Annotated in this window: 12 protein-coding genes and 1 pseudogene; 1 reads left to right on the top strand and 12 read right to left on the bottom strand. The window is 78.2% G+C overall.

Translation table 11 applies throughout. From position 1 onward, the window contains the following. The 3 genes from ACRYR7_RS19605 to ACRYR7_RS19595 form a co-directional block, all read right to left on the bottom strand. The coding region (locus ACRYR7_RS19605) for a phosphatase PAP2 family protein (RefSeq protein ID WP_432573796.1) at nt 1-1703 on the bottom strand (1703 nt) is incomplete at its 3' end. 144 nt (nt 1704-1847) lie between these two features. After that, on the bottom strand, nt 1848-2840 hold the full coding sequence (locus tag ACRYR7_RS19600) for an LLM class flavin-dependent oxidoreductase (protein WP_432573795.1): 993 nt from the start codon (nt 2838-2840) through the stop codon (nt 1848-1850). 156 nt (nt 2841-2996) lie between these two features. Further along, nucleotides 2997-3893 carry an alpha/beta hydrolase family protein gene (locus ACRYR7_RS19595; protein WP_432573794.1) on the bottom strand — a complete coding sequence of 299 codons (897 nt, stop codon included), beginning with the start codon at nt 3891-3893 and terminating at the stop codon, nt 2997-2999. A 202-nt stretch (nt 3894-4095) separates the two neighbouring features. Here ACRYR7_RS19595 and ACRYR7_RS19590 point away from each other — a divergent pair, with 202 nt between their 5' ends. Next, nucleotides 4096-4719 carry a TetR/AcrR family transcriptional regulator gene (locus tag ACRYR7_RS19590; RefSeq protein ID WP_432573793.1) on the top strand — a complete coding sequence of 208 codons (624 nt, stop codon included), beginning with the start codon at nt 4096-4098 and terminating at the stop codon, nt 4717-4719. A gap of 13 nt (nt 4720-4732) precedes the next feature. On the opposite strand, the gene ACRYR7_RS19585 is transcribed toward ACRYR7_RS19590, so the two are convergent. The 9 genes and pseudogenes from ACRYR7_RS19585 to ACRYR7_RS19545 form a co-directional block, all read right to left on the bottom strand. Continuing rightward, nucleotides 4733-5623 carry an anti-sigma factor gene (locus ACRYR7_RS19585; protein WP_432573792.1) on the bottom strand — a complete coding sequence of 297 codons (891 nt, stop codon included), beginning with the start codon at nt 5621-5623 and terminating at the stop codon, nt 4733-4735. Further along, nucleotides 5610-6278, bottom strand: a complete 669-nt coding sequence (locus ACRYR7_RS19580) for an RNA polymerase sigma factor (RefSeq protein ID WP_432573791.1) — start codon at nt 6276-6278, stop codon at nt 5610-5612. Before ACRYR7_RS19580 ends, ACRYR7_RS19585 begins: the two co-directional genes overlap by 14 nt. 68 nt (nt 6279-6346) lie before the next feature. Next, nucleotides 6347-7105, bottom strand: a complete 759-nt coding sequence (locus tag ACRYR7_RS19575; protein ID WP_432573790.1) for a class F sortase — start codon at nt 7103-7105, stop codon at nt 6347-6349. A 10-nt stretch (nt 7106-7115) separates the two neighbouring features. Further along, the gene (locus tag ACRYR7_RS19570; RefSeq protein ID WP_432573789.1) at nt 7116-7940 is read right to left on the bottom strand and encodes a DUF4397 domain-containing protein; all 825 of its coding nucleotides are present in this window, start codon (nt 7938-7940) and stop codon (nt 7116-7118) included. Nucleotides 7941-8071: 131 nt separating this feature from the next. Next, a complete protein-coding gene (locus ACRYR7_RS19565) occupies nt 8072-9247 on the bottom strand; it encodes an aldose epimerase family protein (RefSeq protein ID WP_432573788.1) in 1176 nt (391 codons plus the stop codon). 68 nt (nt 9248-9315) lie between these two features. Beyond that, nucleotides 9316-10941 (bottom strand): EAL domain-containing protein, encoded by a 1626-nt coding sequence (locus tag ACRYR7_RS19560; protein WP_432573787.1) that lies wholly within the window; start codon nt 10939-10941, stop codon nt 9316-9318. Nucleotides 10942-11001: 60 nt separating this feature from the next. Then, entirely contained in the window at nt 11002-12012 is a 1011-nt protein-coding gene (gene hemB / locus ACRYR7_RS19555) for a porphobilinogen synthase (protein ID WP_432573786.1), read from the bottom strand. Beyond that, nucleotides 12009-13772 carry a bifunctional uroporphyrinogen-III C-methyltransferase/uroporphyrinogen-III synthase gene (locus ACRYR7_RS19550; protein WP_432573785.1) on the bottom strand — a complete coding sequence of 588 codons (1764 nt, stop codon included), beginning with the start codon at nt 13770-13772 and terminating at the stop codon, nt 12009-12011. Before ACRYR7_RS19550 ends, hemB begins: the two co-directional genes overlap by 4 nt. Continuing rightward, nucleotides 13769-13970, bottom strand: a pseudogene (locus tag ACRYR7_RS19545) (hypothetical protein); the annotation flags it as partial. The pseudogene ACRYR7_RS19545 and the gene ACRYR7_RS19550, both read right to left, overlap by 4 nt.

The raw sequence follows: 13970 nt of genomic DNA, 5'->3' as shown, positions 1-13970 counted from the left end.
CGCTGCGGGGGCGGCGCCCCGGCCCGGCGACCGCCCCCCCCCCCCCCGCCCCCCCCCCCCCCCCCCCCCGCCCCCCCCCCCCGCAGCACCGCCCCGGCCGCAACGTTCAGGTCCCCGCGCACGCGCACGCCGCCGGGCACGGCGGCCGCGCGCAGCGTCCCGGCGGCGACGGTGACGTCGCCCCCGCCCAGGGCGCACGCCGAGGCGGCCGCGAGGGTGCCGCCCTCGACCCGGGCGCCGCCGGTGAAGGAGTTCTCCCCGGTGAGCGTCAGCTCCCCGGAGCCGCGCTTGACGAGGCGGCCGCGGCCGTCGACGTCGTTGCGCCAGGTGTCGGCGGCGTGGAAGCCGCCGGCGGCGGCGTCCATGTCGACCTCCACGCGCCCGTCCAGGCGCCCGTAGCCGTCGGCGGCGGCGAACAGGTCCAGGCGCCCCCACTGCTCGGGCCCGTCGAGCACCGGGTACCCCGAGGGCAGGGCGGTGGTGCGCAGCACCTCCCGGCGCTGCGCGGCGCTGAGGTACGGCAGGCGCGTCTCCAGCAGGACCTCCGCGCCGCGCGGCACGACGGCCTCGCGGCGCGGGCCGCGGCGGGGGAAGCCGTAGGTGAGGCGTTCGCGCACGGCGGCGCGGTTGGCGGCGCGGTCGGCGTACGGGTCGGCGGCGCCGGCCTCGGCGGGGTGGGCGGCGAACCAGGCGGCGGCCTGCTCGCGCGCGGCGCGCTTGAGGTCGGCGTTGGCCGGGTCGTGCAGGGCGGCCGCGGCCAGGGCGGTGGCGAGCACGCGGCCGCCGACGACGTCCAGCGGGGAGTGCATGCCGGAGACGATCCGGCTGTCGGAGAGCTCGAAGGCGCGGGTGAGCAGCTCCTGGAACCGCTCGGGCACGGCGTGGGCCAGGGCCAGGGCGGCCAGGTGGAAGGCGTTGGTGTGGCCGCTGGGGAAGCCGCCGTCCTCGGCGGGGTCCTCGCCGCGCTGGCGCAGCAGCTGGGGGGCGACGACGACCTCGGAGTCGTAGACGGGGAACCCGAACGCGTCGGTGCGCCCCGTGGGCGCCACGGTGGCGCCGTCGCCGCGCAGGCGCCACGGCCGCGGGTACTGGTACGCCAGCTTGGAGGGGTTGCCCGAGGCGGCCGGGCCGCGCACGGTGTTCACCAGGCGCACGACGGCGCCCAGCTCGGAGCTCTCCGAGCCGGCGCCCAGCGCGGAACCGGGGGGCGCATCGGCGGGCAGCTCGTCGCTCACCCTCGCCGGCGGGGTGCCGTCGGGGGCGGAGGTGATGCCGGTGACGGCCAGCGAGCCGCGCAGGTAGGCGGCGGTGAGCGGGCCCAGGCCAGCCAGGACGGCGTGGCTCTGGTGCTGGCGGTCGTGGACGAACGCCGCGCGGGCCTGCTCGTCGGTGCGCCGGCGCGTGACGTCGACGACGTGGCGGACGTTGGCGCGCAGCACGGCTCGGTCGCGGGCGCGGCCGGTGTCCCAGGTCGGGCCGGTCTCCCACAGCTCGCGCACCCCGGCGAGGACCCGCACCGCGGCGTTGGTCTCCGGCGCGAGGTTCGCGGTGGTGTTCGTGCGGTAGTGCTCGACGAACGGCAGGACCGGGTCGGCGGCCGCGGCCGCCGGGCGGGCGCCGGCCGCGGGGGCCACGAGCGCGGCGGAACCCGCCACCCCGGCCGTGAGGACGCTGCGGCGGGTGGGGGCGGGGCGGGCGGGCACGGGGCGACCTCCGGGAGCGCGGGGCGCCGGCGCTGCTCGGCCGGCGGACGCGCAGCCTCCCGGGAGGCGGCCACGGCCCGGCGAACGCCGGGTTTCCGGTGGGCGAAGAGTTCCCCCGCCCACCGGCCCCGCGCCGGCGGCGCGTCAGGCGACGGGGGTGCTCTCCAGCGCCTCGGCCAGCAGCGCGGCCGAGCGCAGCCGCTCCTCGGTGTCGCGGGCCTGGTGGGCGACGATGACCTCGTCGGCGTCGGCGCGGCGGCGGAACTCCTCGACCTGCTCGCGCACCTGGGCGGGGGTGCCGACCGCGGAGCAGGACAGCATCTGCTGCACGTGCATCCCGGCCGCGGAGGACATCAGCAGGTCGACCTCGGCCTCGGTGAAGGTGCGCCCGCGCCCGACGAGGTTCACGGCGAAGGCGCGGCGCACGTGCTCGAACGCCGCCCGCGCGGTCTGCTCGTCGTCGGCCGCCACGACGTTGAGGCCGGCGGTGACGTGCGGGGCGTCGAGGTCCTCGGAGGGCTGGAACTCCCTGCGGTACAGGGCGACCGCGGCCTCCAGCGCCTGCGGGGCGAAGTGCGAGGCGAACGCGTACGGCAGGCCCAGGGCCGCGGCCAGGCGCGCGCCGAACAGCGAGGAACCCAGGATGTGCAGCGGCACGCGCGAACCCTTGCCGGGCACGGCGTCCACGCCGGGCACGAGGGACTGCCCGGCGAGGTAGGCGCGCAGCTCCTGCACGTCGCGCGGGAACTCCTCCGCGGCGGCGGGGTCGCGGCGCAGCGCGTAGGTGGTCTTCTCGTCGGAACCGGGCGCGCGGCCCAGGCCCAGGTCGATGCGGCCGGGGTGGATGGCGGCCAGGGTGCCGAACTGCTCGGCGATCGTCAGCGGCGAGTGGTTGGGCAGCATGACCCCGCCCGCGCCCAGGCGGATGGTGCTGGTGTGCGCGGCGACGTGCGCGATGAGCACGGCGGGCGCGGAGGAGGCGATGGTCGCCATGTTGTGGTGCTCGGCGTACCAGACGCGCCGGTAGCCGTACCGCTCCGCCTGCTGGGCCAGCGCCACGCTGCCGGCGATGCTCTCGCCCGCCGACTGCCCGGGGGCGATGTGGGCCAGGTCGAGGACGGACAGCGGCAGGGACATGGGACGACCTCTCGCACGACGGCACGGCGCGCCGTCCCGTGCGGGACGCCGCTCGCCCGGGGCAACCGCCGGCGCGGGCGGGGCATTCCCGCGCCCGCGCCGGGGTGTCGTCGGCGGGCCGGCCGCGGAGGGGCCGGCCGGCCCGCGGTCAGCGCCTCAGGAGCAGTTCGTGCTGCGGTACTCGCTGATCGCCAGGGTGGTGCTCGGCGCCGGGCACAGGAACTGCGTGTAGCGGGTGTCCTCGTCCACGTAGCGCTTGAGCCAGCTGATGCTGTACTTCGCGATCGTGGTGTCCGAGGAGTTCGGCGCGAAGTGGCTGGCCCCGCGCAGCTCCAGGTACACCTTGTCGGTGGCGGTGGGGATGCTGTTGTAGAACGGCTCGGAGTGCGAGGTCACCGGCGCCACGGTGTCGTCCTGCGCGCCGATGATCATCGTGGGGGTGCGCACCTCGGGCCACGTCTTGTCGGTGTTCCACGGCGTCAGCGGGATGGCCGCCTTGATGGCCGGGTTGTCCTTGATCGCCTCGAGCGTGCCGCCGCCGCCCATGGAGTGGCCCATGACGGCCAGGCGGTTCGCGTCCACGCGGGCGCGCACGGTGCTGCGGGTGGTCAGGTAGGTCAGCGCCGCCTGGATCTGGTCGCCGCGCGAGGACGGCTGGTCGTAGCGGGAGTTCGTGTCGATGGTGAACACCACGAAACCCTGCGAGGCCAGGCGCGGGCCGTACCAGGCCATGCTCGACTGGGTGGCGGTGTAGCCCGGGGCGATCACCACGCCGCCGAACGTGCCGGCGGTGGTCGTGGTCGGGTAGTAGATCGTGCCGCCGCCGAAACCGGTCGCCGCGAAGCTGGAGACGCTGGTCTGCGAGACGGCGAAGGAGCCGCGGGTCGCCTCGACGCTGGCGGTGGTGGGGGCCGGGCCGCGCTCGTAGGGGCTGGCGGCCTGGGCGGGCGTCGCGGCGGCGAACAGCGGCACGGCGACGGCGGCGGCGGCCAGCGAGGCGCGGAACCCGCGGCCGGAGCGGCGGCGGGACGGGGCGGTGAGGGTGTTCGGCATCTCGGGCACTCCAGGGGGCGGGCGGCGAGGGGTCGTCGGCGGGACGGGACCACCGCGCGGCACCCGGCGCGCCCTCGTGCCGGTACCGCCCGGGAGTCCAGCCCCCCTGACGAGGGCCACAAAGTAGCCATAGCCTGACCAGTCGGTCAAGCAAACGCCGGGCGAACGCACGGCCGGGGCAGCACCTCGTTAACCTCGCGCCGTGGCGGACGCGGAGAGTGACGGGAGCGGGCGCGTGGACGGGCGGCGGCTGCGCTACCGGCACCGGCGCGAGGAGCTGCTGCAGGCCGCCACCGACCACGTCCTGGAGCACGGCATGGCGCAGCTGTCGCTGCGGCGCGTGGCCGAGAGCGCCGGCGTCAGCCACGCCGCGCTGCTGCACCACTTCGGCACCCGCGAGGCCCTCGTCGCCGAGATCGTGGAGCGGGTGCTGGACCGCGCCTTCACCTCGCCGGAGCTGCTCGCGGGCGAGCCGGAGGGCGGCCCGCTGCGGGCCCTGTGGCGGCACGCCACCACCGGCCGCGGCGAGGCGTACGTCCGCCTCTTCCTGGCGATCACCGGCGGCGCGCTGCACGACGCGGCGCTGGCCGACGCGGTGGCCCGCTCGGTGCGCCAGCGCACCGGGCTGCTGCAGGCGGGGCTGGTGCGCGAGGGCTGCCCGCCCGGCGAGGCGCCGGCGGTGGCCACCCTGGTGCTGGGGACCATGCGCGGCCTGGTGCAGGACCGGCTGGTCACCGGCGACACCGCGCGCACGGACGCCGCCTTCGAGGTGTTCGTGCGCGGGGTGGAGCTGCGGGTGGCGTCCTGGGGGGCGCGGCCGGGCTGAGCGCGGCGGGCCCTCAGGCGCCCAGCCGCAGCTCCCCGCGCAGCACGCTGTCGGCGGAGTGGCCCGGGTCGCCGTCCAGCGGCTCGCGCGAGACGTCCACCACCCGGAAGCGCGACAGGTCCACCGCCTCGGGCAGCGCCACGTCCAGCCGCTCGCCGGTGAGCGCGCCCAGGGAGAGCAGGCCCCCGTCGGGGTCGAGCAGCCACACCTCCAGCACGCCGTCGCCGGCGGGCGCCACGTCGTGCACGCCGACGTCGAGGCGGCGGTGGCCGTCGACGCGGGCGACGGTCGCCTCCCCGCCCGCGCCGCCGGCGCCGCCGGGGTCCAGCGGCAGCAGCGCGGTGGAGGCCAGCACGGCACCGGTGGTGGGCCCGGTGGTGGGCCCGGCGGTGGTCCCGGCGGTGGGCCCGGCGGTGGTCCCGGCCGGCGGCGGGTCGCCGACGGCCCAGAACGTGCCCCCGGCGCCCAGCGCCCCGCCCAGGACGAACGCGGCGGCCAGGGCCAGCCACCGGCCGGTGCGGCGCGATCGCGGCAGCACCGCAGGCGCCACCGGTGCGGGCGCGGCCGCCGGGACGCCGGGTGCGCCGGGCGGGCCGTCGCCGGCACCGGCGCTCGGCCGGGGGGCGCGCGGCGCCCCGCCGGGGTCCACGCGCACCCCGGTCTCGCGGGCGACGGCCTCCCAGGTGGCGCGCGGCACGGGCGCCGCGGGCAGCTCCGGCCCCGAGCGCGCGGTGGCGACGACCTCCCGCCAGCGCTGCAGCTCCCCGGCGCAGCGCGCGCAGCCGGGCACGTGCTCGCGCGCACCCGGGTCCGCCGGCTCGCCCAGGGCCAGCAGGACGAGCTCGTCCTCCTCCGGGTGCGCGCCGGTGCCCCCGGGGCCGGTCGGGGCGTCAGGAGGCAGCACGGTCCTCCTCCAGTCGGGTGCGCAGGCGACGCAGCGATCGTCGCAGGTGGCTCTTGACCGTCCCCACCGGGAGGTCGGTGCGCTGCGCGATCTCGGTGTGGGTGAGCTCCTCGAAGAACGCCAGCCGCAGCAGCGTGCGCTGCGGCTCGCCCAGGTGCTCCAGCTCGTCGAGCAGCACGAGGCGGTCGGCGGCGCGCTCGGCGGGGTCCTCGACGGGGCGCTCGGCGGCCGGGGCGAGCACCAGCTCCACGGCGTCGGTGCTGACCTCCGCGTCGCGGTGGCGGGCGCGCAGGTGGTCGGCGATGCGGTGGCGGGTGATGCCGACCAACCACGCCGGCAGCGCCGAGCGGTCCGGGTCGTAGGTGCTGCGCGAGCGCCAGGCCGCCACGAACACCGCCTGCACGACGTCCTGCGCGTCGGCCTCCGGCAGCCGGCGCAGCGCGAGCGCCTGCACCAGCGGGGCGAAGCGCCGGAACGCCTCCGCGAGGGCGCGCTCGTCGCCGTCGGCCAGGGCGCGGGCCAGCGCGGCGTCGTCGGCCGCCCGCGGGTCCGCGCCGGACGGGGGGTCCGCCGCGGACGGGGGGTCCGCGGCCGCGGCGCCCGCGGGCGCCGCGGGCACGCCGCCGGACGGGGCGACGGCGTCCCGGGCGACCATGCGGGCCACGGTACGGAGCCGCGGCTCCGGCGCCACCCGAACCGGCCCGGCGAGCGGGCCCGCGGCGCTCACGCGGGCAGCGGCTGCGCGGCGACGACGACGTTGGAGGCGTAGCTGCGCGTCTCCTCGTCGAACTCGCCGCCGCAGGTGACGAGCACCAGCCGGGCGGGGCCGGTGCGCTCGAACAGCTCCCGCACGGGCAGCTCCGCCTTGACCACCTCGCGCCGGGCGGTGACGGCGAAGCGGCGGGCGGTGCCGTCGGCGAGGACGACCTCGACGACCTGCCCGGCCTCGGCGCGGGCCAGCGGGTGCAGGGCGCCGGGGCCGTCGCTCGCGGTGTCCACGTGCCCGACGAGGACGGCGGAACCGTCCTCGCCGGGCACCGGGCCGAAGCGGTACCAGCCCGTGCGCGCGCCGTCCCGCGGCACCTGCACCGCCCCGTCGGCGGTGACGCCGACGGGGTCCACCGGCGCCTCGATCCCCAGGTCCGGCACGCGCAGCGCCACGGGGGCGACCACGGGCACCGGCGGTGCCGGCGCCGCCGGGCGGGCCGCCACCGGCGGGAACGCCGGCAGGGCCGCCGCCGGGACCGACCCCACCGGGACCGACCCCGCCGGGACCGGGCCCGCCGCCCCCGCCCCGCCGGCGGGGGTCGGAGCGGGGGCGGGCGGGGGCGCGGCCGGGGACGCGGCCGGCGCGGCGGGGGCGGTCGCCGCGGTGGGGTCCCCGAAACCCGCCGGGGGCCGCTCGGCCCACCAGGCGCCGAGCAGCCCGGCGCCCAGCAGGGCGGAGGCGACGGGTGCGGCGTGCCGCAGCAGGGCCCTCACGCGCAGCTCCTCAGGCGCGGGCGCGCTGGGCCCGCGCGCGCAGCGCGGGCACCAGCCCGCCGGCCAGCGCGACGGCACCGGCGGCGGCCACCCACAGCGGCAGGCCGTCGTCGGCGGTGCCGGCCTCGCCGGCGGCCACGCCCGAGGGCGCCGAGCCGTTCGCGTCCACGGTCTGCGTGGCCAGCGCGAGGTTCCCGGCCTGGGCCGAGCCCCACGCGTAGACGATCGTCTGCACGCCCTCGGGCAGCGTCAGGTCGGCCGGGCCGACGGCGACCTGGTCGGTGCCGGCGAGCACCACGTCGGCGGAGACGGTCCCGGCCGGCACGGCCGCGGACGCCTCGCGCGGGTTCTCCAGACCGCGCAGCACCGGCTGGCCGCCGGCTCGCACGTCCACGGCCGGGGCGGCGGCGACGTGCCGCACGGTGAGCCCGGCCTGCCCCGCGGCCAGGTCGGACGGGGAGTTCACGAACGGGGTGAGCGTCGGCGCGCCCTGCGCGTCCAGGTGCGCCACGACGGTGGCGTTCGCCCCCGCGGGGACGGCGACGTCGTCCGCCGAGATCGCCGGCTGGGTGCTCGCCGGGTCGGAGCCGGCCGGGTACACCGCCAGGTCGTAGGAGCCGGCGGGCAGGGTCAGCGGGTCGGTGAGGGTGCCGGGGGTGAAGTCGCCGACGACCTCCTGCCCGTTGGCGTAGACGTCGACGGTCAGGCCGGGCACCCCGTGCAGGACGGACACGGTGGCCGAGCCCGCGCTCGCCGCCGACGCGGCCGCGGTGGGCAGCGCGAGGGCCAGCGCGGGGGCGGCGACGAGGGCGGCGGTGGCGGTCGTCTTGCGCACGGTTTCCTCCAGGGGGAGCGCGGGACCGGGCGTGGTCCCGCTGGTACCCCCTCTGCGCGCGCACGGCCCGGCGCGGATGCACCCCGCGGCGGTTTTCCCCCGGAGGGGTTTCCGCCGCGGGGTGCGTGGCGTCAGCGCGAGAGCGAGAACACCGTCGTCGTGCGGTACTCCTCGCCGGGGCGCAGCACCGTGGAGGGGAACGCCGGCTGGTTCGGGGAGTCCGGGAAGTGCTGCGTCTCCAGGGCCAGGCCGTCGCCCTGCCGGTACACCGTGCCCGAGGTGCCCACGAGGGTGGCGTCGAGGAAGTTGCCCGAGTAGAACTGCAGGCCCGGCTCGGTCGTGGAGATCTTCAGGGTGCGCCCGCTGCGCGGGTCGCGCAGGACGGCCACCTCCTCCAGGCCCTCGCCGCGGCGGTCCAGGACCCAGTTGTGGTCGTAGCCCTGGCCGAAGAGGATCTGCTCGAACGGCTGACGGATGCGCGCGCCGACCGCCGTGGGGCGCCGGAAGTCCATCGGGGTGCCCCCGACGCGGGCCAGCTCCCCGGTGGGGATGAGGGTGGCGTCCACGGGGGTGTACCGGCTGGCGCGGATCGTCAGCTCGTGGTCGTAGATCGAGCCGCTGCCCTCGCCCGCCAGGTTCCAGTACGTGTGGTTGGTGAGGTTGACCACCGTGGGGGCGTCGGTGGTGGCGCGGTAGTCCAGGCGCAGGCTGCCGAAGTGGTCGAGCGTGTAGGTCACCTCGACGCTCAGCTCCCCGGGGTAGCCCTGGTCGCCGTCGGGGCTGACCAGGCGCAGGCGCACGCCCACGGTGCGGTCCGGCCCGGTGAACGGCTCGGCGTCCCACACCCGCCTGTCGAAGGAGTCGTCCCCGCCGTGCAGGGAGTTCGGGTCGTTGTTGATCGGGAGCTGGTAGGTCTCGCCGTCGAGGGTGAACCTGCCGGCGGCGATGCGGTTGCCGTAGCGGCCGATGAGCGCGCCGAAGTACGGGCCGGGGTTGTTGTTCTCGAGGTAGCCCTCGAGGTCGGCGAAACCCAGCACGAGGTTGGTGCCCTCGCCCTTGCGGCCGCCGAGCTCCAGGCTCTGCAGGATCCCGCCGTAGGTGAGGACGCGCGCGGTGACGTCGCCGTTGACGAGGGTGTGGCGCTCCACGGCCGTGCCGTCGGGCAGGGTCCCCCAGGGCTCCACGCTGGTGGAGGGGGGGCTGTGCGGCGCGGCGGCGGCGGACTGGGCGGTCGCGGTACCCGCCAGCGCACCGGCCGCGGTGGCGGCCAGCACGACGCTGCGTCGGCTGAAGGTGGGAGAAGGCATGTGGTGGTCCCCTGTCTGAGCCTCGTCGCTCGAGCAGCGGCGGGGCCGCTGCGGTGGCGCTCGGGAAACTAGGGGCAGGGTGCAACGTTGTCAACGGACCGCGTCGGATCGGCTGCGCGCGGTGCCGGCGCGGCCAGCCGGCGCTGCAGCTCCTGCACCACCGCCGGCAGCTCCCCCGCCGGCACCGGCGGCGAGAGCCAGTACCCCTGCGCCTCGTCGCAGCCGGAGCGCACCAGCGCCCCCCACGCCTCGGCGTCCTCCACGCCCTCGGCCACGACCGTGCGGCCCAGGCGGTGCGCCAGCTCCACCGTGCCGGTCACCAGCGCGTCGTCGCGCCCGCCGGGGCGCAGGTGCCGCACGAAGGAGCGGTCCACCTTCACCGCCGTGACCGGCAGGTCGCGCAGGTAGGCCAGCGTGGCGTGGCCGGTGCCGAAGTCGTCCACGGCCACGGGGTGCCCGGCCGCGCGCAGCCGGCGCAGCACCTGCGGCACCCCCTGCGGGTCCACCATCACGGCCGTCTCGGTGACCTCCAGCTCCAGGCGCGCCGCGGGCACCCCCGAGGCCGCCAGCTCCGCGGCCAGCAGCGCCTCCAGCGGCGCCCCCAGCGCCCGCGCGGAGACGTTGACGGCCACGTCGAGCACCAGGCCCCCGCGCGCCCACGCCGCCGCGTCCGCCAGGGCGGTGCGCACCACCGCCGCGGTCAGCGGCACCAGCACCGAGGAGCGCTCGGCCACCTCCAGGAACGCCGAGGGCGGCAGCAGGCCCAGCTGCGGGTGCTGCCAGCGCACCAGCGCCTCCACCCCGGTGACCCGCCCGTCCGCGCAGGAGACCTTCGGCTGGTAGTGCACCCGCAGCTGCCCGTCGGCGACCGCCCGGCGCAGCTGCCCGTGCAGCAGCAGGTGCGTGCCCGCGCGCCGGCCCAGGCCCTCGTCGTGCGCGCGCACCGGCACGCCCTCGCGGCGCGCGGCGGCCAGCGCCGCCCCGGCGCGGTGCAGCACCGCCACCGCGTCCAGCCCGCTCGCGACGACCAGGCCCACGCAGGCGCCCACCTCCAGGTGCGCGCCGTCGGCGTCCAGGGGCACCTGCAGGGCGGTGAGCAGCTCGCGGGCCCGGGCGCGGGCCGCCGGCTCCGAGGCCGCCGCCCCGGTGAGCAGCACGGCGAAGGTGTCGTCGCCGACGCGGGCCAGGGCGCCCTCCGGCGCGTGCGGGCGCAGCGCCCGCGCCGCGGCGGTCAGCAGCGCGTCGCCGGTGCGCTGCCCCAGCAGCTCGTCGACCTCCGAGAAGCCGTCCAGGTCCAGCAGCAGGACGGCCACCGCGCCGCCGCCGGCGCACGCCCCCGCCAGCGCGGCGGTGAACGCGGCCCGGTTGGCCAGCCCCGTCAGGGGGTCCTCGCGGGCCAGGCGCCGCAGCTCGCGCTCGGCCTCGGCGCGCTGGGCGTGCTCGCGCGCCAGCTGCCGCCCGCGCCGGGCGCCGAAGACGAGCATGAACAGGTGCGACACGGCCAGGACGAGCAGCAGCAGGCCCAGCGGGCTGCCCGGGTGGGCGGCGTCGAAGTCCACCACCCGGCGCAGCGGGTCGGACGGCGCGAGCAGCGCCGTGACCAGCGCGGTCAGCAGCAGGACGAGCCCGGCCTCGGCGGCCACGCGCCGGCCCAGCCGGGACGCGCGCCGTCCGCCCCGGGTCCGCTGGTCCACCCGGGGGGCATCGGCGCCGCGGGGGCCCGGCTCAAGGCCGGAGCGCCCGCAGCACCCCGATCAGCCCAGCCAGCGCTGGGCGGCCTCCAGGGCCCAGTACGTCAGGAGCACCTGCGCGCCGCCGCGGCGCAGCGCCAGCAGCGACTCCAGCGCCACCCGCTCGCGGTCGATCGCGCCGGCCTGAGCGGCGAACTCCACCATCGCGTACTCGCCGGAGACCTGGTAGCTGGCGACCGGCACGTCCGCCACGTCGGCCACCGCCCGCAGCACGTCCAGGTACGGCAGGCCCGGCTTGACCATGACCATGTCCGCGCCCTCGGCCAGGTCCAGGCGCAGCTCGCGCAGCGCCTCGGCGACGCCGGCGGCCGGGTCCTGCTGGTAGGTGCGCCGGTCCCCCGTCAGCTGGGAGTCCACGGCCTCGCGGAAGGGGCCGTAGAACGCGCTGGCGTACTTCACCGCGTACGCCAGCATCGCCACGTCGTCGCGGCCGGCGTCGTCCAGCACCGCGCGCAGGTGCCCGATCTGGCCGTCCATCATCCCGCTGGGGCCCAGCAGGTGCGCGCCCGCCGCGGCCTGGGCCAGGGCCATCGAGGCGTACCGCTCCAGCGTGGCGTCGTTGTCGACGCGCCCGCGCTCGTCGAGCACGCCGCAGTGGCCGTGGTCGGTGAACTCGTCCAGGCACAGGTCGGCCATGACGACGAGGTCGTCGCCGACGGCCCCGCGCACGTCCGCCAGGGCCACGTTGAGGATCCCGTCGGGGTCGTCCGCGCCCGAGCCCACCGCGTCGCGCACCGCCGGCACGCCGAAGAGCATGATCCCGCCCAGGCCCGCGGCCACCGCCTCCTTGGCGGTGGCCACCAGCGAGGCGCGGGTGTGCTGCACCACGCCGGGCAGGGTCCGCACCGGCTGCGGCTCCTCCAGCCCCTCGCGCACGAACACCGGCAGCACCAGGTCGGAGGGGTGCAGGTGCACGTCCGTCACCAGCCGGCGCACCGCCGGCGTCGCGCGCAGCCGGCGCGGGCGCACCGGCAGCGCCGGCACCGCGCGCCGGCCCGGGCCCAGCGCGCTCACCGGGCCCGCCGGCGCGCGGAGGTCTTGCGCTGGCTGGGGCGCAGCACCGGCTCGCCGGCCTCGGCGGCCTCGGTGCGCAGGCCCTCGCCGTACGCGGCCAGCGCCTCCACCAGCGAGGCGGCGTTGGGCTCGGCGGCCAGCACGTCCACCCGCAGGCCGTGCTCCTCCGCCGTGCGCGCCGTCGCCGGGCCGATGCAGGCCACCACCGTGGACGGGTGCGGCTTGCCGGCGATGCCGACGAGGTTGCGCACCGTGGAGCTGGAGGTGAAGACCACCGCGTCGAACGCGCCGGTCTTGATGGCCTCGCGCACCGGCGCCGCCGGCGGCGCCGCGCGCACCGTGCGGTACGCGGTGACGTGGTCGACCACCCAGCCGTTCTCCTGATGGGCCGCCACCACGGGGTCGGTGGCGATGTCCGCGCGCGGCAGGAACACCCGGTCGATCGGGTCGAGCACCTCGTCGTACGGCGGCCACACCGCCAGCAGGCCCGTGGCGGACTGCTCGCCCTCGGGCACCAGGTCCGGCTCGATGCCCCACTCGCGCAGCGCGTCCGCCGTCACCCCGCCCACGGCGGCGACCTTCAGGCCGCTGAACGCGCGCGCGTCCAGGCCGTACTCGGAGAACTTCTCGCGCACCGCCTTCACCGCGTTGACGGAGGTGAAGCCGATCCACTCGTAGCGGCCGGTCACCAGGCCCTTGACGGCCTTCTCCATCTGCTGCGGCGTGCGCGGCGGCTCCACCGAGATCGTCGGCACGACCTCAGCGGTCGCCCCGTGCTCGGCCAGCAGCGCAGTGGTGCCGCCGGCCTGCTCCTTGGTGCGCGGCACCAGCACCCGCCAGCCGAACAGCGGCTTGGTCTCGTACCAGGACGCCTGCTCGCGCAGGCTCACCACGTCCCCGACCACCGCGGTCGTCGGGGAGCCGTCGATGGCGGTGGCGATCGGCTCCAGCTCGCCCAGGGTCGTGGTGGTCGTCGACTGCGTCGTCGTGGTGCCCTGCGAGGTCAGCGCCACCGGGGTGGAGGCGGAGCGGCCGGCGGCCAGCAGGCCCACCGCCGCGGCGGCGATGTCGTCGCCGGTGCCCAGCACCACGACGGTGGTGTCCGAGCCGGCGTGCCGCGACCAGTCCACCGAGCGCCCCGCCGGGTGCACCACGTTCACGCTCGTCGTGCTCGCCGTCGTCATCGGCACGCCCGCGTACGCCGGCACCGCGCTGACGGCGGAGACCCCCGGCACCACGTCGAAGCCCACGCCCGCCTTGCGGCAGGCGGCGATCTCCTCGACCAGGCCGCTGAACGTCGAGGGGTCGCCGTCCATCAGGCGCACCACGCGCCCGCCGGACTTGGCCGCCTTCACCACGACGCGGGCGCGCGCCGCGCGCGTGGTCGGCTCGCCGTCCTCGGCGAAGGCGGCGTCGAGGACCTGCACGCCGGGGCGGCCGTGGCGGGCCACGACGTCCTCGCGGCTGCCGGCGTCGAGGACCACCACGTCCGCGGCGCCCAGCAGCTCCACCGCCCGCAGCGTCAGCAGGCCCGGGTCGCCGGGGCCGGCGCCCACGAACGACACGTGCCCGAGCCGGCGGGTGGCGCCGGAGGGGGAGGCCCCCTCGGCGGAGCCCGCCGGGGCCGCCGGCGCGGAGCGCCGCGGGCGGGCGGGGGCGTGCTCGGTCAGGACCGCGACCTCGGCGCCGGCGGTCAGCGCGTCCGGTGCCTGCGCGGTCTCCGCGGTCTCGAGGACCGGGCTGTTCGTCGTCGTGCTCACGAGCCACTCTCCGGGTCGGGACGTGGACCGGCCGGGGCTCGGTCCGGGGTGTGCTCCTGCGCGCCGCCGCCGACGGCGGCGGGAGGTCGTGCGGTGGCCGCGGGGGGCCCCGCGAGGGGGTAGATGGCGTCGGCGGCCCCCCCCCCGGGGCGCGCCAGCAGCTCCGAGGCCGTGCGCGCGCCGCGCGCGCGGGGCGCG

The sequence above is a fragment of the Kineococcus gurbantunggutensis genome (assembly GCF_050871925.1).
In the GTDB taxonomy this organism is placed as follows: domain Bacteria; phylum Actinomycetota; class Actinomycetes; order Actinomycetales; family Kineococcaceae; genus Kineococcus.
This window is presented reverse-complemented; position numbering and strand designations above follow the sequence as displayed.

Excerpts from the sequence above, each read along its gene's own strand:
- ACRYR7_RS19580 (WP_432573791.1), bottom strand. The coding sequence starts at position 6,278 with ATGGTCGCCCGGGACGCCGTCGCCCCGTCCGGCGGCGTGCCCGCGGCG.
- ACRYR7_RS19595 (WP_432573794.1), bottom strand. The coding sequence starts at position 3,893 with ATGCCGAACACCCTCACCGCCCCGTCCCGCCGCCGCTCCGGCCGCGGG.
- ACRYR7_RS19600 (WP_432573795.1), bottom strand. The coding sequence starts at position 2,840 with ATGTCCCTGCCGCTGTCCGTCCTCGACCTGGCCCACATCGCCCCCGGG.
- ACRYR7_RS19565 (WP_432573788.1), bottom strand. The coding sequence starts at position 9,247 with ATGCCTTCTCCCACCTTCAGCCGACGCAGCGTCGTGCTGGCCGCCACC.